Origin of the sequence: Bradyrhizobium sp. 155 (genome assembly GCF_023101105.1) — a bacterium.
Classification (GTDB): Bacteria; Pseudomonadota; Alphaproteobacteria; order Rhizobiales; family Xanthobacteraceae; genus Bradyrhizobium; species Bradyrhizobium canariense_D.
Map to the genome: position 1 here is coordinate 6,000,836 of NZ_CP064704.1, position 23,271 is coordinate 6,024,106.

At 60.4% G+C, this 23,271-nt stretch carries 22 protein-coding genes; 11 read left to right on the forward strand and 11 right to left on the reverse strand.

What is annotated here, in order from left to right; genetic code table 11:
- Window positions 1–224: 224 nt before the first annotated feature.
- Entirely contained in the window at window positions 225–1,124 is a 900-nt protein-coding gene (locus IVA93_RS28970; protein WP_018459965.1) for a hypothetical protein, read from the reverse strand.
- Window positions 1,125–2,275: 1,151 nt separating this feature from the next.
- On the opposite strand from IVA93_RS28970, the gene IVA93_RS28975 reads away from it, so the two are divergent.
- Window positions 2,276–2,485, forward strand: a complete 210-nt coding sequence (locus tag IVA93_RS28975) for a hypothetical protein (protein WP_007595423.1) — start codon at window positions 2,276–2,278, stop codon at window positions 2,483–2,485.
- A 319-nt stretch (window positions 2,486–2,804) separates the two neighbouring features.
- Entirely contained in the window at window positions 2,805–2,981 is a 177-nt protein-coding gene (locus tag IVA93_RS28980; protein ID WP_157643135.1) for a hypothetical protein, read from the forward strand.
- 180 nt (window positions 2,982–3,161) lie between these two features.
- On the opposite strand, the gene IVA93_RS28985 is transcribed toward IVA93_RS28980, so the two are convergent.
- The 3 genes from IVA93_RS28985 to IVA93_RS28990 form a co-directional block, all read right to left on the reverse strand.
- Entirely contained in the window at window positions 3,162–3,374 is a 213-nt protein-coding gene (locus IVA93_RS28985) for a hypothetical protein (RefSeq protein ID WP_018459962.1), read from the reverse strand.
- A 230-nt stretch (window positions 3,375–3,604) separates the two neighbouring features.
- Window positions 3,605–3,739, reverse strand: a complete 135-nt coding sequence (locus IVA93_RS40810; protein WP_007595432.1) for a hypothetical protein — start codon at window positions 3,737–3,739, stop codon at window positions 3,605–3,607.
- 431 nt (window positions 3,740–4,170) lie between these two features.
- Entirely contained in the window at window positions 4,171–4,416 is a 246-nt protein-coding gene (locus IVA93_RS28990; RefSeq protein WP_018459961.1) for a PilZ domain-containing protein, read from the reverse strand.
- Window positions 4,417–4,929: 513 nt separating this feature from the next.
- On the opposite strand from IVA93_RS28990, the gene IVA93_RS28995 reads away from it, so the two are divergent.
- The 6 genes from IVA93_RS28995 (at window position 4,930) to IVA93_RS29025 (ending at window position 12,493) form a co-directional block, all read left to right on the forward strand.
- On the forward strand, window positions 4,930–5,103 hold the full coding sequence (locus IVA93_RS28995; RefSeq protein WP_162847251.1) for a hypothetical protein: 174 nt from the start codon (window positions 4,930–4,932) through the stop codon (window positions 5,101–5,103).
- Window positions 5,104–5,774: 671 nt separating this feature from the next.
- Complete coding sequence (tnpA, locus tag IVA93_RS29000; protein WP_018459013.1) at window positions 5,775–6,203, forward strand: IS66-like element accessory protein TnpA; 429 nt, start codon at window positions 5,775–5,777, stop codon at window positions 6,201–6,203.
- Complete coding sequence (gene tnpB, locus IVA93_RS29005) at window positions 6,200–6,556, forward strand: IS66 family insertion sequence element accessory protein TnpB (RefSeq protein WP_247295361.1); 357 nt, start codon at window positions 6,200–6,202, stop codon at window positions 6,554–6,556. The genes tnpA and tnpB overlap by 4 nt, the downstream gene beginning before the upstream one ends.
- A gap of 122 nt (window positions 6,557–6,678) precedes the next feature.
- Window positions 6,679–8,157 carry an IS66 family transposase gene (tnpC, locus tag IVA93_RS29010; protein ID WP_247789924.1) on the forward strand — a complete coding sequence of 493 codons (1,479 nt, stop codon included), beginning with the start codon at window positions 6,679–6,681 and terminating at the stop codon, window positions 8,155–8,157.
- A gap of 64 nt (window positions 8,158–8,221) precedes the next feature.
- Complete coding sequence (locus IVA93_RS29015) at window positions 8,222–8,491, forward strand: hypothetical protein (protein WP_018458898.1); 270 nt, start codon at window positions 8,222–8,224, stop codon at window positions 8,489–8,491.
- A 3,786-nt stretch (window positions 8,492–12,277) separates the two neighbouring features.
- Window positions 12,278–12,493 carry a hypothetical protein gene (locus IVA93_RS29025; protein ID WP_247369700.1) on the forward strand — a complete coding sequence of 72 codons (216 nt, stop codon included), beginning with the start codon at window positions 12,278–12,280 and terminating at the stop codon, window positions 12,491–12,493.
- A 796-nt stretch (window positions 12,494–13,289) separates the two neighbouring features.
- On the opposite strand, the gene IVA93_RS29030 is transcribed toward IVA93_RS29025, so the two are convergent.
- The 5 genes from IVA93_RS29030 to IVA93_RS41250 all read right to left on the reverse strand — a co-directional run bounded on the left by IVA93_RS29030 (window position 13,290) and on the right by IVA93_RS41250 (window position 16,503).
- Window positions 13,290–13,637, reverse strand: a complete 348-nt coding sequence (locus tag IVA93_RS29030; RefSeq protein ID WP_018458891.1) for a hypothetical protein — start codon at window positions 13,635–13,637, stop codon at window positions 13,290–13,292.
- 100 nt (window positions 13,638–13,737) lie between these two features.
- On the reverse strand, window positions 13,738–14,313 hold the full coding sequence (locus IVA93_RS29035) for a hypothetical protein (RefSeq protein WP_247789285.1): 576 nt from the start codon (window positions 14,311–14,313) through the stop codon (window positions 13,738–13,740).
- Entirely contained in the window at window positions 14,306–14,965 is a 660-nt protein-coding gene (locus IVA93_RS29040; protein ID WP_247295609.1) for a hypothetical protein, read from the reverse strand. The genes IVA93_RS29035 and IVA93_RS29040 overlap by 8 nt, the downstream gene beginning before the upstream one ends.
- 1,122 nt (window positions 14,966–16,087) lie before the next feature.
- Complete coding sequence (locus IVA93_RS29045; RefSeq protein WP_018458887.1) at window positions 16,088–16,264, reverse strand: type II toxin-antitoxin system VapC family toxin; 177 nt, start codon at window positions 16,262–16,264, stop codon at window positions 16,088–16,090.
- Window positions 16,265–16,401: 137 nt separating this feature from the next.
- The gene (locus IVA93_RS41250; protein ID WP_371258556.1) at window positions 16,402–16,503 is read right to left on the reverse strand and encodes a type II toxin-antitoxin system VapB family antitoxin; all 102 of its coding nucleotides are present in this window, start codon (window positions 16,501–16,503) and stop codon (window positions 16,402–16,404) included.
- A gap of 420 nt (window positions 16,504–16,923) precedes the next feature.
- Between IVA93_RS41250 and IVA93_RS29055 the strand changes: the two genes are divergently transcribed.
- From IVA93_RS29055 to IVA93_RS29065, 3 genes are all read left to right on the forward strand, one after another.
- Window positions 16,924–17,733: a YqaJ viral recombinase family protein gene (locus IVA93_RS29055; protein ID WP_247789286.1), complete on the forward strand. Its 810-nt coding sequence runs from the start codon at window positions 16,924–16,926 to the stop codon at window positions 17,731–17,733.
- Window positions 17,734–17,804: 71 nt separating this feature from the next.
- On the forward strand, window positions 17,805–18,032 hold the full coding sequence (locus IVA93_RS29060) for a hypothetical protein (RefSeq protein WP_018458884.1): 228 nt from the start codon (window positions 17,805–17,807) through the stop codon (window positions 18,030–18,032).
- A 17-nt stretch (window positions 18,033–18,049) separates the two neighbouring features.
- Window positions 18,050–19,231, forward strand: a complete 1,182-nt coding sequence (locus tag IVA93_RS29065) for an ERF family protein (RefSeq protein ID WP_247363689.1) — start codon at window positions 18,050–18,052, stop codon at window positions 19,229–19,231.
- 833 nt (window positions 19,232–20,064) lie between these two features.
- Here the strand turns inward: IVA93_RS29065 and IVA93_RS29070 are convergent.
- Together IVA93_RS29070 and IVA93_RS29075 are read right to left on the reverse strand one after the other, a co-directional pair.
- On the reverse strand, window positions 20,065–21,429 hold the full coding sequence (locus tag IVA93_RS29070; protein ID WP_247295615.1) for an HlyD family type I secretion periplasmic adaptor subunit: 1,365 nt from the start codon (window positions 21,427–21,429) through the stop codon (window positions 20,065–20,067).
- An 18-nt stretch (window positions 21,430–21,447) separates the two neighbouring features.
- Window positions 21,448–23,271: a type I secretion system permease/ATPase gene (locus tag IVA93_RS29075; RefSeq protein ID WP_018458879.1), complete on the reverse strand. Its 1,824-nt coding sequence runs from the start codon at window positions 23,269–23,271 to the stop codon at window positions 21,448–21,450.

A 23,271-nucleotide genomic window follows, 5' to 3' on the forward strand; every position in this document is an offset into this window, starting at 1 on the left:
TCCGGTGATGGGAACGCCAGTCCCGCTCCCGCCCCAATCTAACAGGGAAGGAGAGCGCCAAAGGCTTCACCATCCCCCACATTGGGACGATTATCTCCCTCCCGGTTGCGAGTGAACTATGGGCTGCAAGCCGCGCGATGGCGGCAGCTGCGGAGCAAGCAACAGCCCTCGGCGCTCCGCACCGAGGTCTCGCAGCGATCGGACGCGTTGAAAACAGCTAATCCCTAGTCCTGCACGGCCTGGTCGGTCTGCAGCGGCGCGTGTGGCCGCCCCCTGTCTTGCGGCCGCGGAACGGTTGGCACAGGTTTGCGGATCGTGGCGGCAATTGGCCTGGGCAACGGCACTGGCGTCTTGGGGCGTAGGATCTGCTCGGAAGCGTTGGTGGTGATGCCGGCCAATTGTTCTTGGACCATCCTAAGCTGCTCGGCGGCATCCGCTCTGTCTCGCACCATTTGTGCCTGGACCGCCGTAAGCCGGTCGGAGAGCTGGCCAAGGTCGCGAACGATTTGATCTTGGCTGGCCTTGAGCTGCTCGATCGCTTGCGGCGGGTTCGTAAGGTCGCCCGCCAATCCCTGGAGCGCCAGCTCCGGCGAACTGGGGCCGGCTGCCTGGATCGCATCGTGCGGTGTAGTCAGCGGCCCCGGTTGCTGAAGTGCCACATAGGTTGCACTCGTCTGAGTGGTAGGCAGAGCCGAGGAGATCTCGGCTCTTTCTTGCGGCAACGAAGATGAAACGGCACGCGCGGACCACCGATACATCATTGCTCTGACCGCATCGCCGTCGGATGACTGCGCTGCAAGAGCAGCTAAACAGATGCCGCTTGCCAACAGCAGACCGATCAGGCCGCGCAGTGCCGGCCTTCCGCGCAATGAGCTCGCCCCGCGGTCGGGTGGTCGAAACCATTTCGCGGAATTCTTCGGCTGAGAAGGGTGGCGCGTGCCATCCTGATCTAACTTGGAAAGCTGTTCGTTGACACGCGCCAGCTGTTCATCTGCACGTGCGATCTGATCATAGGTGTGGACGAGCCGTTCATCCGCGCGCGCAACAAGCTCGACGTCTTCTAGTGAGAGCGCGGGACCATGAATTTGTGAGCCGGGATATATCGGTTTAATCGGCGAATGCATCGGCGTTCCCCATCGCACCCAATGTCACCCGGACCGAGGCCGAGCATTAAATCGGGCAGGTCCACACTCCCCAACGCCGGTTTGACCAAAGCAAGGCCACAAGATGAAAACCGGAGGGCGGATTTTCGGCGACAGCGCACAGGGCTCTAATCCGTCGAGGGTCTTCGGGAACGACGGACGGCGGCGCATCGCCCGGCAACCCGACGGAGCTGGCCCTCGCGGTTCGCGGGCCCATTCAAAGCGGTCGTAGTGCCAGCGACTGCACGCTTCTCCCCCAAGCCCGCCACCAGGGCATCTCGACCACTCTCGAAGACCTGACTTTGGTGGTTACAACCCTGGCGCTGCACGCCATGAACTCCGCCGCGCGCATCGAGCAGATGCCTGCCAGCGGATGCATCTTCGTTGCGGCGAATTCGTTTCCTTGTCGCGATCGTAAACCGTTTTGACGCCGCGGCCTCGGCCTTTCTGACCCGCTTTCGTAGCTCGATGAGCTGACGGTACTCGGCTTCCAGCGGGTCGCGATAGGAGAACTGCGCGGCTGGTGCACGATAGTTCGAATTGCCATACGACGAATATCGAATCATGGAAATCGAACCCGTTTTCAGGCAACCCCCGCTAACTGGTGGTTCGGAAAAAAAGCCGATCGACGCGATCGATATTCCGTCTGGGCAAGTTGGCAACGAATGTCACTCGTTAGGCTTGATGCTACCGAGGACGCAGGATTGCGCTCGCGCTCGTGAACCGCCTACACGGAAGCTGTGCGATCGAGATGATCCTGATGCGGTGGAGCATCAGTAGCTTGACTTCGATGCACCGACCGCAGATCAACTCGCCGTCCCCGGCCGGTGGCGCAAGAACTATCAGCTCTTCTGGCGCGAACTCTTCTTCGCAGTGATCGCAGCGGGGGATTTCGAGCATCCGCGCATTTGCTCACGCAGTTGTGGCGGATTCGATAGCCTCTTTACCCGACCGCTCGCAAGAGCTTGATCAATACCCACGGCCGAGCTGCACCAAGTTCGTTCCCAATCGGGAACGTTGTTGAAGAAATCCCGGACGTTGCAGATTTACAACCCGCGCAGCCATTCGCGATACTAAGCTCGTCCATGGAGACGACCAGACATGCTTACTTCAACATGATCGCGGGGGGCGAAATGTATGATGTCTATCGCAATGACAGGCGCTTCTTGCTCGTTCTAAGTTCAGGCTCTCCCGTGCCCGTGCTTTACTCTGCACATAAGTGGCGGAAGAGCAGGAAACGAGTTCTCAAGGTCAGCGACGAAATCAAGTCAGCCGTTCAGGCACAAGGCTATTACGTCCGCAGCCTGCGGATCACCAAGGAGCGAATGATCGACGTCGAGTAGGTGGCGAGCGGGTGTTCTCGTTGGCGCGTTTGATCACCAGCAACCAAGCCGCCATAAGCGCGCTGTTCCGCGTCGTCAACCGCCATGTCGGCAACTTCGCACCGATGCCGGGGTGTTTCCGAACCATTCGGATCGGGGCTTTTCGGAGGGTGCAGAGTGCGAGATCCTCACGATTGCGGGTGGGCATGCCGCCTAGCACGGGCGGGCCGCCCTTACGTCTCAAACGGAACTCCATGAGCAGGCCGAGATTTTGGCTTTTTCCATTGAACCTTTAATCGAACTGTCGGACGAACCTTCAATTGGAAACCGGAGGTTTCCCATGAAGCGTCTGATCTCATCTGCAATCGCCGCCGTTGCCTTCCTCATTGTTGCAACCACTATGCTGTGGTCTTACACACCTTCGGCTGAGCGCCATGTCACCCGTACAGCCATAGGTCATTGCAAGAATTTCCACAGCCTGGCCGGGACAAAAGCGTCCGAACTATTGCCTTACTAAGCGCCAGTAAAATGCGTCGAGACGATGTGACCTGTAGCAGGTGGCTGGATGCCACGCCGACATGAGAGTAGGCGAAGGCGCTGCAATGGCCCGTTGCCGGATGATGTGCTCAAGATCATTATGCGCGGGACCGAGAAAGAAGCTAATCGGGCGGCTTGAACCGCGAACTGCTTTGGCAGCTTAGCTCGCCGCCGCGCCATCCAACCGCGCCAGCCCAGCCTCGATCACGGCGATATCCTCCTCGATCTGCTGGACGGTCGTCCCGAAATCAAAACCTGTACGTGCCTTTAGGTCCACGGCCAGTTTCCGACGCTGCATGCGGAGATCATCCAGAGCCCTCCGATTGTTCAAGCGAACGTAACCGTCCACAATCAGCTCGATTGCGTTTGGCATCCCACCCCCTGTCGTGATCGACCGGCGCCGAACCGCTTACACACTTCAAAACGGCATCTCTTCGCAAATTGTGTGCAGCAGCCCAAGCCGACCTGACGCCAGGAGAGCAAGGGGCTGCACAGTTTAATGGAAAGACCGGCTCCCAATGTCGCGATTGCGCGTTGTTCATCCCTTTCGAGATCGCCCCATGAGATGCCGTCCATGACGGGTCTCCGTCGCAAAAGAACTATTTAAAATCCAAACGCGCGACCGATCTGCCGCAGCATAGCCATGGCCGCGTCGGTGTACCGACCGTGGGTCAGGTATTGATCCACTTGCGCTGTACTGATCAGCGCAACAACGAAGACCGTGAAGCCCTTAAGCATTGGGGCGTCTCCTGAAAGAGACCGCCAACCGGGCGTGTCGAATAGACTGTTCTCAGAATGCGCTGCCGCATAATGCGACTGTATGTAAATGGTGACAGTGACCGGTAACCAATCCCTTAACCGGCGTTAGGTGCGCGCGCCAAGGGCCGAGGCGAAGGCGCTGCAAGAGCCGTTGCTCATGTGCTCTAGGTCTTGATGCGAGAGTTAGGAAAGGAAGATTAGCCGCTGCACAGAGGCGCGCGGTTCCTCGATAGCGCAAACAAGAAGCGGCGAGTGTTAGTCCCCACAAAATGGAAGTCACTTCTTCATGGCGTCTGCTGCATCGGGGGACCACGAACGGATTTCCGGTCTATTGTTTGACATCGCCCATCCATGCCAGCAAAAGAACCGCGAGTTCCATTGTAGGGCAGAGCTAACTGACTCTTCTCCGCCTAAAGATCCTCGAACGAAACCCCGATAAGATTTCCACTCAACCAGACTAGGCGGCAACTTCGGATGATGCGATCTTTCTCGAGCATTAGTTTGAATGTGGAGGCCACGTGCCGCTTCGACGGAAGCTCAACTGCTGCCCCTTCTTCCGACATGTTGACCACGCGGCAGCGTAAGCTGGCGCCGTCGCCTGAAATGTAGGCGACCTCGTCCACATCGATGCGCTCCAGCTTTCGACGTTCTATCATTTCATTATAGCCGCAACGAGATCATCTTCGCCCGATGTGCACCTTGTCTCTAGCAGCTTAAATTGTCGCGCGATCTGTGTTGCTAGGTCTGATCGTTCCTTAGCAAGAGCTTTTCTTTGCTCAAGCATGTCGTGTCCGTCACGCTCGAGCACCTGGATCAAGGTGGTTTGACTTTCGATATAAAGCTGCTTGGTTGCGATTGCTCGAGCGATAGCCGCTAGTTCATCATTGCAATCCGAAGTCATTAGCAATCTCATGGCTGGCCTGTCGGCGAGTAAAGCTACATCCTACCTGGCCTTACCTGCGAAAACGTTACACTTGTCCCAGCAGCCCGGCGCCTTCTTTTCCAACGGATTAGTCTGAAGGCGCACACGCGACACATTCTCCCGTTTGTGCGGTGCCAAACGGATTTGCCGCCTTGTCCGTACTCTTACGGACGTTGCGCATCCGCAAGCTTTGACGTCTACTTCTGATTGTTTTTATGACGATCTTTGTTTCCCGACGAGAGGGCCCATGAGCGTTAAAGCCATGATGGCGATGATCCTCCAGAACCAACTGGCCTTGCGAGGCGTGCATTCGCTGAAGGCGTCTGACTACGACCAGATCGTAGAACTTCTGATTGAGCAGCTCAGAGAGCTGGAGCTGAGCTTGGCTGTGCGAGAGATTACCGACAAGCCCCGGGAATAGCAGCAGCACCCGATTTTTTAAGGGAGGACGAAGACGAATGCGGAGATTGTTGTTCAGCACCAGTGCCCAAAGCCGACAACCGCTACTGGCTGATCCGATAGAACAGTGGCGGATACCCGGCCAATCGGGTCCAGAGCCACGCGTTGGTGCGGCCTTCAGTCAGATTTCGTCCGTGCAGCAATCTCTTTGACCTTTATCAACGTTCGTTCGAATTCGGATTTGAGATATTGCTCGTGCGCCCGGTCCATTGGCTTCAGGAGAAATGCGACTTTCACGAAAAAGCGGTTCAACAGCGAAGTAATTAAAAGATTGTCCGAGTGTTTCGACCGGAGCGCCGTAAGTCGGCGACGCATCTCGATGAGATCAAGCGTTTCGTGGTCCGGCTGCTCTCTCAAGTGAAGCTCGCGCGACTGTCCAGCGTCGAAGTCGCTGCACCGAATATAATGGTGCGGCGACTTCGCTGGGGTGGAGCGGACAAGGACAATGTCCGTGTGCGCAAACTAGTCCTCTAGCGCGCGGCCGCAATCGCGGTCTGGAATTAAGCTTGATGTTCGTGTTGCAAGTTAATTCTGGAACTGAGCAGGGCGAACGTAAGCGCTGTTCAGCGGCCACCTACCGGATGACGGTGTGATCTGCGAGTCTGCGGTTCGGTTTGGACCGTTAGGCTTAGAATGGACACAGTGCATACTGCTATCACGGAGCCGGTGCGGCGGCTCGAGGTCTTCACCGGAGCCGGTCGTCGGCGGAAGTGGAGCGACGAGGACAAGGTGCGGATCGTCGCGGAGATCGTGGCGAGTGGCGACTCGGTGTGTTCCGTGGCTCGACGGCATGGATTGTCGCCGCAGCAGCTGTTTGGCTGGCGACGTCAGTTGCGAGAAGCAGCAGGCGGTCATTCCGAAGCTAACGAAGTACAGTTTGTGCCGGCGGTGGTGGACGCAGTGGTACCGGCGCCAAGTGCTCACCGGGAGCGCAAAACGGTGCGCAAGGCAGATAGCGGGATCATCGAGATTGAAGTGGACGGCATCACGATCCGAGCCGGTCGTGGAGCGGATACGGCGATGATTGCGTCGATTGTCCAGGCGCTGAAGGTGAGCCGGTGATCGGTCCGTCAGGTGCGGTCCGGGTGATGGTGGCGACCAAGCCGGTAGACTTCCGCAAGGGCATGGAGGGTCTTGCGACCCTGGTGCGCGAGAGCATGGGTGCAGATCCATTCTCGGGAGCTGTCTATGTGTTCCGGGCCAAGCGGGCGGACCGGATCAAGCTGGTGTTCTGGGATGGAACGGGCCTGTGCCTGTTCGCCAAGAGGCTTGAGGATGGGACCTTCCGCTGGCCGAAGATCGAGGACGGTGTGATGCGCCTGTCGGCAGCGCAATTGTCGGCGCTGCTGGAAGGACTCGACTGGCGGCTTGTGCACGAGGCACGGGGGACGCCGGCGCCAGCGCAGCCCGGGTAGTTGTTGGCAGCGCTGCGGCGAAGTGAATCAGGACCGTCGGATGCGTCGCCAGATGGCGGCGAATATGCTCTGATTTGGCTGTGAGCGACGTCCTGCCTGACGATCCGGAGACGCTGAAAGCGATGCTGCTCGCCGAGCGGTGCGAGAGCGAGCGGCTGCGTCAGATCATCAAGGAATTGCAGCGGCATCGGTTTGGCCGACGGGCAGAGACGCTGCCTGAAGACCAGATGCTGCTGGGCCTGGAAGACGTCGAGCAAGTCGCAGCGTACGGCGAGACGGCACAGGACATCATTGCACCTGAAGGCCGTGATGCGCGAGCTCGCAAGCGCCGGGGCAACCGTGGCGCCTTGCCGGCGCACCTGCCGCGGATCGAGGTCATCGTCGACATCGAGGACAGGACCTGTCCCTGCTGCCAAGGCGAGTTACATCGGGTCGGCGAGGATAGAAGCGAGCGGCTGGACCTGGTCCCGGCGCAGTTCCGGATCCTCGTGACCCGGCGGCCCAAATACGCCTGCCGGGTTTGCGAGGATGGCGTCATGCAGGCGCCAGCTCCGGCTCGGCTGATCGAGGGCGGACTGCCAACGGAAGCAACCGTCGCACAGGTTCTGGTGTCAAAATATGCCGATCACCTGCCGCTCTATCGGCAAGCGCAGATCTATGCCCGCCAGGGCATTGAGCTCGATCGTTCAACGTTGGCGGACTGGGTGGGGCAGGCAGCCTTCCATCTGCGTCCGTTGCATGAGCGCCTCCTAGGCAAGCTTAAGCAACGGCCAAAGCTGTTCGCCGACGAGACGACGATGCCGGTGCTCGATCCCGGCCGTGGGCGCACCAAGACCGGTCAGCTCTGGACCTATGCTGCGGACGACCGGCCGTGGGGCGGCGCAGATCCGCCCGGCGTCGCCTATGTCTATGCCCCCGATCGCAAAGCCGATCGACCGATCGCTCATCTGGCAGGCTTCAAGGGGATTCTGCAGGTCGACGGCTATGCCGGCTATGGCAAGCTCGCCGAGCGTGGCGATGTTCGGCTTGCATTCTGCTGGTCGCACATGCGGCGTAACTTCTACGAGCTTGCCACACCCGGTCCGGCGCCCATTGCGAGCGAGGCGCTCAAGCAAATCGCCGAGCTCTATGCCGTCGAGAAGGACATCCGTGGCCGCAGCGCCGAGGGGCGCCGTCTCGTTCGGCAACAGAAAAGCCGACCGCTGGCGGAAGCGTTCGAACGGTGGCTCCGCGCCAAGCTTGCGCTGATCAGTCAAAAGGGCAAATTGGCAGACGCAATCCGCTATGCGCTCTCACGCTGGGAGGGCCTGACGCGCTTCATCGATGATGGCCGTATCGAGCTCGACAACAACGCCGTCGAGCGCTCGATCCGTCCGATCGCACTCAACCGGAAAAATGCACTGTTCGCTGGCTCCGACGGCGGCGCCGAGCACTGGGCCATCATCGCATCCCTGGTAGAAACTTGTAAGCTGAACGACGTCGATCCCCTTGCCTTCCTGACTGACGCGCTCACCAGGATCGTCAACGGTCACCCAAACAGCGAAATCGATCAGCTGCTTCCCTGGGCCTATCGCGCGCAATCCCTCAAAGCCGTGGCGTGAGAACGACGCTTACGGGCGAACGATAGGAGGTGTTGAATTTCGGATGCACTGCCCGGGCTGTTCAATGTTGGGCGCAACGTGGACACTCCCCATCTGCTGCTTTGCCGAGCTGTCATGCGAATTCTTGTCTGAGGTCTTGCGTCTCCCAACGTGCACCATCGCTCCTGACGATCTTCTTGGCGCGTTCGAAGGCGTGGCTTTCGGCTGCATCGTCGCCGACGCGGACATCCTAAAGACGTTGGCCGTCTTCCGGCTCGGCCCCTGGGCGATCATCGGCGGCTCGTGCGTGACGCGCTTCGTCTCTCATCTGAGAGGCAAGCCGGCAATTGATTAGCTAATCCGGTGAGGGTCCTTGCGACGCTCTTCAACAAAATTGCTCGTCGGTGTGGAAATAGCGGATGATTTAGCAAGGGCCTGTATTCAATCGCGAGTTCTTGACGTCGGGCAGTAACATACAACCAAGGACCGGTCTGTCCGGTAGCGGGCACACCCACCTGACTGGAGGCCGGCTCGCGGCCTTGTAAATAATAAAAGGAACTTAATTTGTTTAATTGATTTAAATTTCGTTCGGCTTAATATCCGCACGCCACCAACCGGAGTCAAGCATGCCAAGCGCCACAGAAGACGAGGATCGCCGCGAGTTCTTAAAGACCTGCGGTAGGTTTGCCGTCGTGACGCCTCCAGCGATGACGCTACTGCTATCAACATCGCTGACGTCTAACGCCATTGCGCGGTCTGGCGGGGGCAGTTCGCATGAGCACCACCACCACCACCACCATCATGACGACTAAGGCAGTGGCATTTCGATAGGCGGTGCCTTGGGCAACGCCGTAGGCGATCATGCCGGCCTTACGCCGTCGTCGGCATGGAGTGGGCGGCCCTGGGGCGCTCCTTTAGCCCCCCTGCGCTCCAGGGCGCTTTCCACAGGCGCACGACCCCGATCCGGGCGAACATCACCGGCGCGCCTCGCTCCGCGACCAGCAGCAGCACTTTCATTCTGGCCGATCGCTGACCAGCAGCCCACCTCGCTTGTTGGGCGCGAATCTGCGAACTGTATAGGCAGGCATAGGCGTGCAACAGGCTGGGGGGCCGCTGGCGCGATGGAACAGTCACGCTACCCACTAGTGAGAAGGTGGACGCCGGAAGATCATCAGCGGCTGATCGCTATGGCCGTGGCCGCCGCAGGAAATCGACCCGACGACATTGCTCGCGCGCTGGGGCATGGACAGAACCGGCTGTGCGAGGTCGCGCGCATCTCCACAACATCCCCTTGCGATTGGTGACGCAAAAGCGGAAGTGAACCGGAGTTGAGGCGGCCTCATTCGCGCGTAGGGGGACCTGATTGAGGAGCTGCGAGATCGCCGTGACAAGTTGGGCCGGCGCAAACGGCTTCTGCAACAGGATGCTGTTCGGGACGCTCTGGGACGCCCAATGGTCGGCCGCAGCGCCGGTCATGTAGATCACGGGAAACGTCGGCTCTTGTTCTCGAACCTGTCTGGCCAAGTCCCAGCCGCTGAGCGAGCCCATAACGTTCACGTCCACAACAAGCGCCCGATACTCTTTCATTCCGCTCTTAAAGAGAGTCAGAGCTATCGGCTTAATCGGCGAATGCATCGGCCCATCGCACCCGATGTCACCCGGGCCGAGGCCGAGCATTAAATCGGGCAAGTCCACACTCCCCAACGCCGGTTTGACCAAAGCAAGGCCACACGATGAAAACCGGAGGGCGGACTTTCGGCGAGAGCGCACAGGGCTCCAATCCGTCGAGGCTCTTCGGGAAAGACGGACGGCGGCGCATCGCCCGGAAATCCGACGGAGCTGGCCCTCGCGGTTCGCGGGCGCATTCAAAGCGGTCGTAGTCCCACCGACTGCACGCTTCTCCCCCAAGCCCGCCACCAAGGCATCTCGACCCCTCTCGATGACCTGACTTTGGTGGTTACAACCCTGGCGCTGCACGCCACGAACTCCGCCGCGCGCATCGAGCAGATGCCTGCCAGCGGATGCATCTTCGTTGCGGCGAATTCCCTTCCTTGTCGCGATCGTAAACCGCTTTGAGGCCGCGGCTGACCCGCTCTCGTCCCTCGATGAGCTGACGGTACTCGGCTTCCAGCGGGTCGCGATAGGAGAACTGCGCGGCTGGTGCACGATAGTTCGAATTTCCATACGACGAATATCGAATCATGGAAATCGAACCCGTTTTCAGGCCACCCCCGCTAACTGATGGTTCGGGAACAAAAATGCCCGATCGACGCGACGATATTCCGTCTCGGCAAGTTGGCAACGAATGTCACTCGGTAAGCTTGATGCTACCGAGATACGTTAAACCTGGAACTGCTACCAGAAATGGATCTGCACGTGAGCCGGCTAGCTATACGAACACGCGAGATCGAACCGCTCCGAATACTGACGACGCCAAACCACGAACATAATACCGCAAATATTCGTTGCGAGTTGCGGCCACTTCTGTTTGAGCTGTGGAGAATAGTGAAAACCAGAAGAAATAAGAGCGCAGCTCGCATTTAATCCGACGCAGTGAGTCGGAGTGCCTGAAGTGCCGGACATTTGGTTTCCACTTCTCGCGACCGCCATCGTCGGCACACTCCTTTTCCTGGCGTTCCGACGATAGCGCGCCGTGTGGCAATAAATCCTCAGCGGCCGCTGAAATCGCGGTTCCCTACGTGATGCCTTTGACTGTGCATAAACAGGAAGCTTCACTTCCAAGACAGGAGGTGGACGTGAGTACCTGGTTGCTCATTTTTCTAGTTATTTTGAGCGTGGGCATTTTAATCGCACACGCTATCGACGCGATGCGCTCCTGAATCGCCGGACGTCACGTGCCATTTAATTGGATTTTCCTGAAGAAGACCAAAATCGCGCACTTGTCTAATCGTAAGCGCTGCTCCGGCTCGAAATAGAGCGGCTGAGGGCTGAGTCTTCCCGCATCGGTCGTCAAGGCGAGGCAGACTGGTGAGTCGGGAAGCAAGACAAAGGAATGCATGTTGGTTTTGGCACTAACAAGGCGAAGGCTGTCTTCGCGCAGCTATGCAAGTCGCAAAGCGTTCATTGTTCAGACGCCTAGCGGCTAAGTTTGCTCTCTCAAGAGAGAAGAAGCCCCGCGGATCACCACCCGGAGAGCGAGACCGACATCGGCTCGCGCCTTACTAATGCTAGCAGAAGGAGGGAGAACCACCGCATGAAAGCCGCGCAAATCGGGCGTTATTCGCAATGCTCAGCAGACGCCCTGAAACTAACCTCCTGCGAAACGATCCACCGCCCGATGGGAAAGAGCCGCGCGAGCCGATATTCGGCCCCGGAGACAGCCCCGTGTTGAGATCCACGCTCCTGCGCTTTCCCGCGCCAGCGTTTCGCGGCGCTCGCTTGCAGCTGTCGAACTGCGGGACCTTTCGAGATTAGGTAGCCAAGGCCAAGCAGAGATCTCGTCGTCGTCGGCCAAAACGCGCGATCTGCCGATTTTCCTTGGCGCGGGATGCTACATCCGGCGGATCCAAGCTAACGCGCGCAGATCGCGGCGGTGCCGGGGCAGTAGACGGTGCTGGCGGTGTTTTGTGCGATTGCGAGATCCAAGGCGCGGCCTTGTCTGCGGGCGGCAGTCACCTGGAAGCCGTCCATTTTGCGAATTCGAAAACCGTGAGGCCCGAGCGGCAGGCCAGCAGCAATATCTTGCTTGCCGCTCGCAGCAACTCGACGCGCGGCAATCCACCGAGGGAAAGCCTACAGCGAGTGTGCGAAAGCGAACAGACCTGATGGGTGAATTTGACTAGTCTCGCGGTGGTCCCAATTGCGGGCCACGTCTTCTGGGGCAGTACCATAGAGGGGCGTGCAATGGACGCTCGTGCGCGACTGGATGGTTGTCATTTCGCTCTGCACCAAAATTGTGAGGCACTCGCGTCTCAAGTATCCGAACTTGAGGCTCTTCGAGACCGAGTAGCCAAGGCCGAGCGCAGAATCGTCGGTGCGGCACGCGAAACTGGAGCTGGAAAGGCGGTTTATGAGCGCAGTGCGGTCGGCCCGGCCAGCAACGCGATCATCTGATCAGCGTAAGGGTCCGGGCTTTTAAGACTGACTTAGCTGCTACCCGCCCCAGCCGGGGGGCCGGACTGTGGACATTCGTGATTACCAATCACAATTTGAGCAGATGTCCCTCGATGAGTTGTGGGCGCTCTACACGGACGTCGATCAGATTCTCGCCGCGAGGATCGTTGCCAAAAAACAAGAACTCGACAGGCGACTCCAACAACTCCACCAAACTAATGGACCGGGCGGTTCATCAGAGCTCAATGTCCGCGCATCATCGTCGGGTCGCGACCGGCTCTGACAAGGGCGTCGCGCTTGCCGCAAACCCTGCGCGCGAGCGAGGCTCCCCACCTAAGGTGATCGGGCCATCGATCAATGTCTGCCGGCGGTTGCTTCAGCTTGTGGCTGCACCTGTCGTCCTGGCAACAGACCAAGAGACCGCGGCCGCCGAACCAGCTGATGTCCATAACCGGGAGCAATGAAAATGCAACACCACAGCATCGCCGACGTCAGCTGCGTCATTCTTCAATGCCTGGATGCATATCAAGCCGCTGACGTTGAACCACTCGTGTTGAAGTGTTTCCCGGATCTCGACCGGCATACGCTTTGGCAGGCGTACAACGTCGCCTTGGTGGCATACACGTCAGGCACAGGCCTTCACCACCAACAAAAAGGGAGCAGCAGCCGCGCGATAAGTGAATTTGGAAAATGCACGGGTTGATCGATCGTCTTAATAAATTCCGTTCGGAGACCAAGCTCGACACGTCGATCGACGCTAACACCGGCGCGATTGTTGGCACACCCGAGGCGACCGGCGGCCGCTCAAAGCGTTGGGGTCTGAGCGCGTCAACTTGCGGAGCTAAGTTGAATCGCTTCAACAAAATTGGGTTCGTTCTGCACATTCCGAGTCTCCCTTCATCTCGCGGGCGGAGCCGCGCGCGAACATTCCAGTCCCAGTGCGCCATCTCCGCTCGGGCTCGCCTTGGGCTCAAAGCGGTGCTTGAGCAGCTGACGGGTGTGGTCGGCTGCTTGTGCAAGCCGGCTATCCCCACAGCTTTCCGCCTTGGCGCGCCGCAGCAGCCTTGAACCGACCGCGGCTATGTGCCTGCGCCAGAGAGGCAAAGTCGGACCAACTTATCCCGCCTTGCCTGCGAGCGACGAAGATACCGCTCGACCATCTTGAGGTCGTGGAACGTATGGAGGCCCGCGCCCGGTCGCAATGGTCGCCACGGCACTAGGGCCAGATCGCAGTCAGGCACAGTTCCGTACAATTCCGTCAGAAGCGCGCCAGCCACCGCGCGCGCCGCGGTGACATCGAGTTCGGCCTGCGCGATCGATCGCGCTTGCATCAGGTCGATCTGGCCGGGCATTGAGGCGATGATCGCGCGGGCGAGTTGATCGACGCGCTCGAGCCGATCAGAGCCGAACTGCGCTTGCGCGGCCAAACCATGGCGACGGGCATTTCGGCTCGCCCGCGACTTTCCAGCCGCGGATGCTGGGCCGGTGCTTCGTTTCGCGTTGGCGCGATTGGCGGCGCGTTGCCGGTCAGTGGTCATTGCTGGGCGGCTCCCGCAAACGCAACACGTCGGATGCAACAGCGTCCCGGTCCGGCTGCGCCGGCCGTTGCCCTTGCGTCTGCATGCGGCGGTAGAACGCAAGCCCCGCGAGTGCCCTGTCGCGCCGCGCGACCTTTGACGATTGTAACTGCTCGAGCACGAGCAATGTCGACAATGAATCGAGTACCGCCTCTGCCTCCAGGCAGAATTCGTTTAAGCCGGCCTCCTTGAGGGCGGCTGCCACTTCGGCCCTTGCTTTCAGATCGCCACGTGACCAGCGCTCCACCAGAGCCACACGGTCGGCGTCGTTCGCAGGGTGATGTTCTGCAAGGAAATTGTAGAGTGCCTGACCCTGGCGCGCCGCGATGACGTGAGAGGCGGCGCGCCGGAAGATTGTAGTCTGCCGATCGCTTTGCGCCAAATCCTCGGCGTACATTTCCTCGATCCGGTCGCGCGGCTTGAGGGCGGCCTTGACCTGACGATCATTCCCCTCGGCTTCATCGCCCCAGGCGCCCGGAAGCGCTCCTCCGTTGATCGAATCTGCACCGCGCGCGGGTCTAGACATCTTTGACCTCCAACAGGGCAGCCCACAATTGATTGCATAGTCGCGAAGGCTCCTTTTCATGGAAGCTCTTGCGCTCCTGCAAGGAGAGGCCCCGCTTGGCGGCCTTCAGTCGTGTCAATCGATCAAGCGCCCGATCGAGTATCGCATCGCATTCGCGTTCGTATTCCAGCTCGCGCGCCAGCACGTCCTCGGTGAGAAACTCAGCGGCCATCATCATCCGGACCTCCTCGCAAGGTGGCGCCAGTGCCGGCAGAAACTTCTTCTCGACTTCCCGGCGTAGAGCCTTGATCCATGCTTTGGTCGTCCTGAACTTATATCTCGGGCAATGTTCGCTGAGGTGACCCGTCACATGGCTGCGCAGTGACGCGAGCGCTATCTCCACCTCATGCGCTTCATGCGCGCGGTTCAGCATCTCCAGGAATACCTGCAGCCCCTGAGATTCGTCATACGCCGCATGCCTGGGGTCGAGCCGCGCGGAGTTCATGCGGGTTTTGAGCAGTCGCTGGTAGCTGTGCTTGCGCCAGACCCACTTGGTCATCGTTAGCACGCAGTCTTCTTCGTCCGCCCCGCAGGGCATGTGCTCGTTGGTCAACCGCATCAGCAGAAGCGCAAACTCAAGCGGATCTTCGCCGTCCAGAAACAAGAAATCCATTTACCTTTCTCCCCACTGATCAACATCGCTGAACTGACACAACTGGCGTCTCACCAGGCGCGGAGACGGGCTGCGACAGATGCGCAACGCCGCGCCGGTCCACGGCTGGATCAAACAGTTCGCCAACGCTGGCCGCGAATGATGTCCGACGGCGGTTCGATCAACGTCGTCGACCCACCTCGCCTGGATTCCATCATCGGTGTAAGGGTGCACAATCACGGCCGCCGCGCGGCGGCCGTCGAAGGGCCGTTGCGAAACCCGCCGTGCGCGGCCGTGCCGAACAATATGGGAGCAATTGAGCTTTGATCGCGCGGTCATTTCCTTGCCTCTCGTAGAGAGAGAACTCGTCCGACCGAACGTCGGACGAGTTGTTTCCCGGAAACTCCCGTGGGAAAAAATGAGCCAATCCAAATCAAGCGGTCTTGGCTTCACCGAAAAGGTGACACGCCAGAAGTTAAAGCAGACCTAACGAGCGCCGACAGGGTCCGCGGCTGCGTTCTACTTTTCAACACCTATATGCGGCAGGGAGCATCCACACGGCAGCCCCTGCAAGTCCGAGACGGCGCGAACGCAAAGTTTGAACGGCGATACGATTGAAATGCTTGATTTCGCGCACCAAAATTGGGTTCGTTTTCGCATTTGAATTCCGGATGCGATTTCTGATGCTCCGAGCCTGCCGCTGCTCAAGCTGCGAGCTTCATGCGCGAACTACGACACCATGACGCTTCGCCTCGATCCTTAGTTTTCGAGTTCGCTGATTTCGTAGCCACACGCCCGGTCCGCCGCCGTTTTCGATGAACTCGACCCGGGCGAACTTGAGCGCTTGCCGAAGGGGCTGCTCGTTCACTGAAGTGACCGAAATTTCCCCATCAAGGGACTGCTCGCCGGATGGTCTTGCGGGGCTGTCAGACTAAGGCCGCCGCAATTTCCGTATCGATGAAGTCATCGCCTTTGAAGAGCAGGGGCTCACGTGGTCGTTGCCAACGCGTAAGCAAAGCAGTCGCCGAAATTCAGCTTGGCGGGATGTCCGCTGCCCTTGCCAAAATCACGGTAGCCTCACGCGCAATTCGTGCCTGAGGTTCAGTAACCGGCTCGATGGCAATCCGTGCTTCCTTAAGCAGATCATGGAAGCGCCGGCTGGCGATCGGATCGCGGCTTCCATCGATCACGAGTGCCGCTTCCAACGAAGTTGGCGGCCGACATGCAGCGCGGCGAATGGCTCTCGATCGCAAGTGCGGAGGCTTCCGCTTCGGGTTCGTCACGCAGGATGGCGACCAGCGCGGAGGTATCGATGATCATCGGGGCAGTCCACGATTATCGTAAAGGAGTTCGCTGTGATTGGCCGAGCGATAAGGTTCTTTCAAGCGCTTGGCACGGTCTGACCGATCTGCAGACGTCGGTCCGATAGCCGGGCGTCCTGCTCGCGGTGGACGCGCTCAAGGCGCTTGGGGAACGGCGGTCGTGACCGCGGCAGCCATGGGTTCACCGGTGCGCTGCGCGAGCTCTGCAGCCAGACGGGTTTTGATGTTCAAGCCCATTGGTACCTTCTACCATGTAAGTCATGCCATTCTACCCGACCGCGCGCAGCGACCGCACACCTAAATTCCAGGGCGTGGTCTGCGGGCTATTGGCGCGGTCTTTCCTCGGCTGCTTTCCGGAGGCGAACGCCGGGACCTCCTCCATTCGAGTCGATGAACTCGACGCCGGCCGACTCTAGGGCTCGGCGGATTGCCTGATCATTCGCCGCTGTCAACGAAGTATCTCCGTCGCTTACTTCCGCGCGGCGAATAGTATTGGCGCCAAGCGCCGAAGCCTCCGCAAGCTCAGCCGCGCTCCACCTCACCAATGCTCTACCGGCCCTGATCTGAGCGCTAGAAAGCTTGCTTTTCATGTTGACTTTTAGCCTAAATAGGTTATATTTGCCCATATGGAGCGATTCGTGTAGGGAGCGATCTTGAATGAAATCCACCAGCTGGACAAAGCGTTTCGAAGACCGCCGCTCGTTCATCGGCGGGTCCGATGCTCGGATCATTATGGGCAACGACGCAGGCGCACTGCTCCGGCTCTGGCAGGAAAAGCGCGGCGAGGTCGAACCTATCGACCTGTCGGGCGATCTCATCGTCCAGCTCGGCACCGCGACCGAGCCCCTCAATCGCGCCTGGTACGAGCGCCAAACCGGCCGCGCCATCGAGCACGTTCAGCGGCAGGTATTCCACCACGTGCACAAGTGGATGGCCGCGACCCTGGATGGGCGGGTGCACCAAACCGGCGCGGTGTTCGAGGCCAAGTTCATGCTGCCCTGGAATTTCTCTGAGGAAGCGGCGGCCGACAAGCACATGGCGCAGCTCCAGCACAACATGTGGGTGGTCGCCGCCCGCGCCGCGGTGCTCTCGATCATCACCGGCGGCGGCAAGTGGCTGGAAATCGAGCTCCATGCCGATCCCCTGTACCAGCATCTGCTGCTCACCGCGGAGAAGAAGTTCTGGCGCTGCGTGCAAAATGGCGAGGCGCCGCAGCTGTTCGGCATCGAGCCGCCCCGGCCGCGGCTAGCGGCGGTGCGGGTGGTCGACATGACCGGCTCGAACGTCTGGGCGGAACTGGCCGCGCTCTATCGCCAAACCCGCGCCGCGGCGCTGGACCACGAACGGGCGAAAACCGAGCTCAAGGCACTGGTGCCGGAAGACGCCAAGGAGGCGAGCGGCCATGGCTTGCGGGCCAAGCGCTCCAAGTCCGGCGCGATCAGCTTCGAAGTGGTCGACGCCGCGTAAGCAGCCGGCCAGATCAACCGCGGGCCGCGGCTTGGCGCGGCGCCAGCTCCCCGCCTTCAGAGAGTCTGTCGATGCAGCCGCGCTTTGACTTTATCCATCTCGACCCCTCCTCGGATCCTCCGGAGCCGTATCAGGAAGCGTTCGAACTGCTCGGGGAGTTGTGGGCCAAACTCCACGGCTTTGAAGCGTCCTGCGCCCAAGACCACGTGCTGCTCGGCCTGGTCCGTCACCTAGAGCAGCAGCTGGTCGTCGCCGGAGTCGTCTTGGCGGTCCAGCTGGACGTCCTGAACAACCGATGATTTCAGCGGAGACGGCGATGCAGCGATGCAGCGAGACCATCAGCCAGATCGCCGGCGCGCTCGCCAAGGCGCAGGCCGAGCTGGACAACCCGGAGAAATCATTGACTGCCACGATCGCATCACCCTTCCCGCGCGAAGAGAGCCGCACCTTCCGCTACGCCTCGCTCGCCAGCGGTCTTGAGATCGTGCGCAAGTGCCTCACCAAGTACGAGATCGCGACCGTGCAAGCGACCGCGATTGATTCCGACACCGGCCTCATCAGGCTCACCACCACCCTACTCCACAGCTCGGGCGAATGGATCGCCTCCGACTGGCCGGTGTGCCCGGTCACTGAGACCGCCACCCCGCACCGGATGGGCGCCGCCCTGACCTATGCCCGGCGCTACGCGCTGTTCACGCTGGTCGGCATTGCCGGCGAGGACGATCTGGATGAACCGGATCTAATGGCCGCCCCCCCGGCTGCGGCCCCGTTGCACACCGCACCGCTGGCGAAGGCGAAGCCTGTCAAAGGCGTGGTGAACCAGACGCCACTGCGAAACCCGCAAGCATCGGCCGAGCTGCGGGATCGGCTGCTGAGCGAGTTGAGGCCGCTCACGAGCGCGGATGACCTCCTGAACTGGGCCAAGACCAGCCTGCCGCTCAAGAACACCCTGTTGGAGCGAGACGCTCGTTCGATTGGGGCCGCCTATCAGGCGAGGCTCGAGGCGGCCGTCCCTTGCGAGATCGGCATCGCGCCGGACGAGCTTGCGCTCGGAGACCCGGTGCAGGCGGAGCGATCTGTTCAGGTGGGCGCCGAGCGAGTTGGCGCGGCCGACGGCCAATCCATCCCCGAGCCAAGCATCGGGCTCGCGTTCCCCAAGGAAGCTTCGCGCAAGCGCAACAAGGCGCACCTCGCATTCGTGCGCGACCAGCCCTGTCTCATCTGCAAGCAGACGCCCTGCGATGCCCACCATCTCAAGTTCGCGCAACCACGAGCGCTCGGCCGCAAGGTCAGCGACGAGTTCACGGTGCCCTTGTGCCGCGCCCATCATCAACAGCTGCACCGCCATGGAAATGAAAGGGCATGGTGGTCGGAGGTACAGATCTCACCGCTGCCCCTTGCAAAGGAGCTTTGGGCAGCGAGCCCAGTCCATGAGCGTGCGACAGCGTCCGCCATACCACCTCCGCCGGCCTCAGGTCCGGGGACCACTGCACGATGACTCGGCCGCAATGTGGGGTCAGCGAAGCGAATGGCGCGAAGGATGGGGACTTAACCGCCGAGCGATCTTTTTGTGTCCTGCCAATGGGTCGCGCGGCTGAACCTTACAGCCCAAAACCCCGGCCAATCTCCCGCATCAGTCTGAACGCGGCGTCAGTATGGCGGCCATAGAAGAGCGCGCGATCAAGCTGAGAAAAGATGCCCATTCCGAATAGCGCGATAGCAATGCCTCTAAGCATGGTTGTCGACCGGGTTGAACGATGCTGTTAAAATTCAAAACGGCCCCAGCCGCAGGATGGGGCCAACAGCGGGGGCCGGCATTCCCATTCCAATGTGCCGCAATGGGCGGTAATCGGCACGGTCCCAGCTGGCCACATGAAAGCTAACGAATAGTTTCGCAACTCCCAAGCCGATCATGGCGCCTCCATTGGTTCGTGCTCCCTCGTTTCGCGGGTGCCAAGCCGACCAAGCAAGCAAAATCACCGTTCGGGAGCACGCCATGTGTTTGAGCGTTGTCGTCGCCGGCCAACGGCTCGACGCTGGCCCCGAAACGACGGCACGCGGACCGCAAATGCCATTGCGGCCGCTAGGGTAGCTAACTCTCGCGATCATGGCGCGCCGATACCGCACGGAAGCGACGCTGTATGTCGCGCATTCGCTGTTCAGGACCTTAGGCCGAAACGAGCAGGATCGAGTTCGGGGCTATCCTGCCGCCATGAAAAACGAACGCGAGAAGGGCTGAGCGAAGCAGCGCCGTTTTATCAAGCCTCAGACCGAAAGGCTTGAGCTCACCGTACACGCGAGTGCTCAGCATTGAGGTCCAAACCGCTCGCTTCAGGTTTCGCGGAACGCGCGGGAGAGGCTGTCGAGGACAGGCTTCATGATGTACTCGAAAAACGTACGTTCTCCGGTCTTGATGTAAATGTCCGCGGGCATCCCGGGCGTCGGGATGAATTCAGGCATTTGCCTGAGAATATCGTCCTGGTCCAGGCGCACCCGAACAACATAGAATTCCCCACGCGTGTCGCCGTCGCGACGGGTTTCGGCCTTCCCCTGCACTTGCTCCGCCAAGGCGTCCGCTGACACGTAGATGACGCTCGCCCCGACCATGGGCGTGATGCGCTGGTTGAGCGCCGACAGCCGCACCAGCGCCTCCTGGCCTACGCTCACATGCGAAATGTCCTTGGGGTTCACATGTGCCTCGATGATGCGCTCGTCGCCAATCGGCAGGAGCTCAAGGATCACGGCACCAGGAGAGACCACGCCGCCCGGTGTATGGAAGTTGTTCTTCACCACAATACCTCGAACCGGCGACCGGACATCGACCCGATCGACCACATCCTGAGCGGCGCGAATCTGCTCCTCTCCGTCGTCCAGCTCGGCCTCGGTCTCGCGCAACTCCTTGATCGCCTCCCGAAGCGCCGTCGTGTGGAGCTGCGCTATTCGTTCGTTCGCCTGGGCGATCCGCTCCTTCGAATCGGCGATGCGGCCGAGATATTCGCCTAGCTCACCCCCGAGACCCGCCTCTGAGCGTCGCAACGCAAGCACATCCGACTTGCGGACCAACTGCTGGCCAAGAAGGGAATTCTTGTCCTTCAGCTCTTCGACGAACAAGGAAATTCGCTCTTTGGTGGACTGAACTTGCGCCTGATATCCGCGGATGCTTTCCTCCAGCCCAGCGATTTGCTTTAGGAGTACGCTTTCGTCGGTCACCAGACTTGCCCGGCGGGCCTGAAGCTCGGCACGTTGCCGCTCAAGAATCGCTTTGATTTCTGGATCACGTGCGTTCTCGCTGAATGCGGCCGGGGTTTCGATTGCGTCAGAAGAGCTCATTTCAGCTTCCAGACGCGCCTTCATGGCGAGCAGTCGATACTTCTTCAAAACCAGCCGTTTCAGCTTGGCGTTGGCAGCGGTATCGTCCATGCGAACCAGGACCTGGTTGGCCTCGACGGCATCCCCGTCCTTGACCGCAATCTCGCGGATGATGCCGCCCTCGAAGTGCTGGACAAGCTTGTTCTGCCCGGTAGCCACGAACGTACCCGAGGCGACGACCGCACTGTTGAGGGGAGCGACTGCGGCCCAAACGCCGAAACAGCCGAGCCAAACAACCAAGATGGCGAGGCCGGTGAAGATGGGCCATTTGGCGCTCAGCGGAACACCGCGGTACCACTCGCCGATGTCGTCCTTTACCGCTCTCATGCTGTCCTCCCGCGCTGGTCACCCGCCCGAGGATTCGATGCGTTGCGGCTGCTCCGGCTCATCACCGCCGGCCCTGGCGGGCGACCGAACCAGGCGATGCAACACCTCGCTCGGAGAGCCGAATGCTTCCGCGCGTCCGGCCCGCAGTATCAGCACTTTGTCAACACTGTTCAGTAGCGCCGGGCGCAGGGTTACGACCACGGCGGTGACCCCCCGCCTCTTGGCGCGCTGCAGGGTCTCGGTCAGAGCCTGCTCGCCCGCCGCGTCGAGATTCGAGTTGGGCTCGTCGAGCACGACAAGGGACGGATTACCGAAGAAAGCCCGGGCGAGCGCGATGCGCTGCTTCTGTCCTCCCGAGAGCGGCCCGCCACTGCGGTCGAGCACGGTCTCGTATCCTTGCTTCAACTGGCAGACCATGTCGTGAATTCCCGACAATATCGCCGCCTCATAGATGCTCTCGTCGGGCAAGTCGTCGCGCATGCGGCAGATGTTCTGCTTGATGGTCCCGGGAAATAGCTCGACCTCCTGGGGCAGATAACCGCTATATTCCCCGAACTGGCGGCGATCCCAATTGCGCAGCTCCGTTCCGTCCAGCCTGACCTTGCCGGCTGTCGGCACCAGACAACCCACCAGAATGCGCGCGAGCGTCGACTTGCCCGATCCGGACGGTCCGACAATGGCCAAAGACTCTCCGGGCGCGAGCTCGAGCGACACGCCATTGAGCACCGGCTCCTTCGAGCCCGGCGGCAGATACAAGACCCGATCAACGCTCAGGCGCCCTTGCGGTCTGGGCAAGCGCAGCTTAGGCGCCTCGCGCTGAAATGACTCGACGGCCTGCTTGACGCGGGCATAGGCCGATCGCGCCTGAACGCAGCTGCGCCATCCCTCAATCAAGCCCTCGAGCGGCTGCAGGGCGCGGCCGGCAATGATCGAAGCCGCGATCATCATACCCCCGGTGATCTCGGCGTGCAGGGCCAGATAGGCACCGGTACCAAGGATCGTGATCTGGGCCACGAGGCGGACAAATTTCGACGCACCGCTGATCCAGAAATTCCGGTCAAGGGCTTGGCTCTGCACCGTCAGCGCCGGCGCCTGCCGGCGCCCCCAGTGGAGAATGCTTTCGCTGAGCATTCCCATCGCATTGATCACCTGCGAATTTCGCGCCAGCGACTCCGCCGCCGCATCGGCCTCGGCGGCATGCAGGCCAGCCTCGCTCAGACGCTCCGAGGTCGCTTTCTGGTTGATCAGCGCAATAAGTGCTAGGACCAAACCCGATACGACTGCGATCCAGCCCAGATCTCGGTGAACGAGGAATATGACTGCGAAGTAGAGGGGCGAGAGGGGCGCGTCCATCAGTAAAAGCATGATAGGGCTCGAGATGAAGCCCCGCACCTGGTGAAGGCTGCGGATCGCCTGGATGGTTCCTCCCTCGCCGGCCCTGGCGTTGTTGATGCTGCTCGCCAGCACTGCGCCGCCCAGCACCGCTTCCATCTTGGTCGCAAGACGCCCCAGCACCTGCCGACGCAGAATGTCCACGATCGAGAGGACACCGATGAACGTCAGCGCGAGAGCCGAGAGCATCAGCAGTGTCTCGAGACTACGGCTCGTCAGCACGCGATCGGATATTTGAAAGAGGTAGATCGGCAACGTGAGCATCAGCAGATTCACAACGACCGAAAATGCTGCGACCGCTACGAGGTTGGTGCGCGCGACCGAACGCCAGGCGGCCAGCGCGTTGACAGGTCCGACATAGTCGCGGGCCTCGCCGCCGGGTGCGACGCGATGTTGAGCTCCGGAATGATGGTTGCGCGGCGGATCGTCCAGTGTCTCGACAGCTGCCAT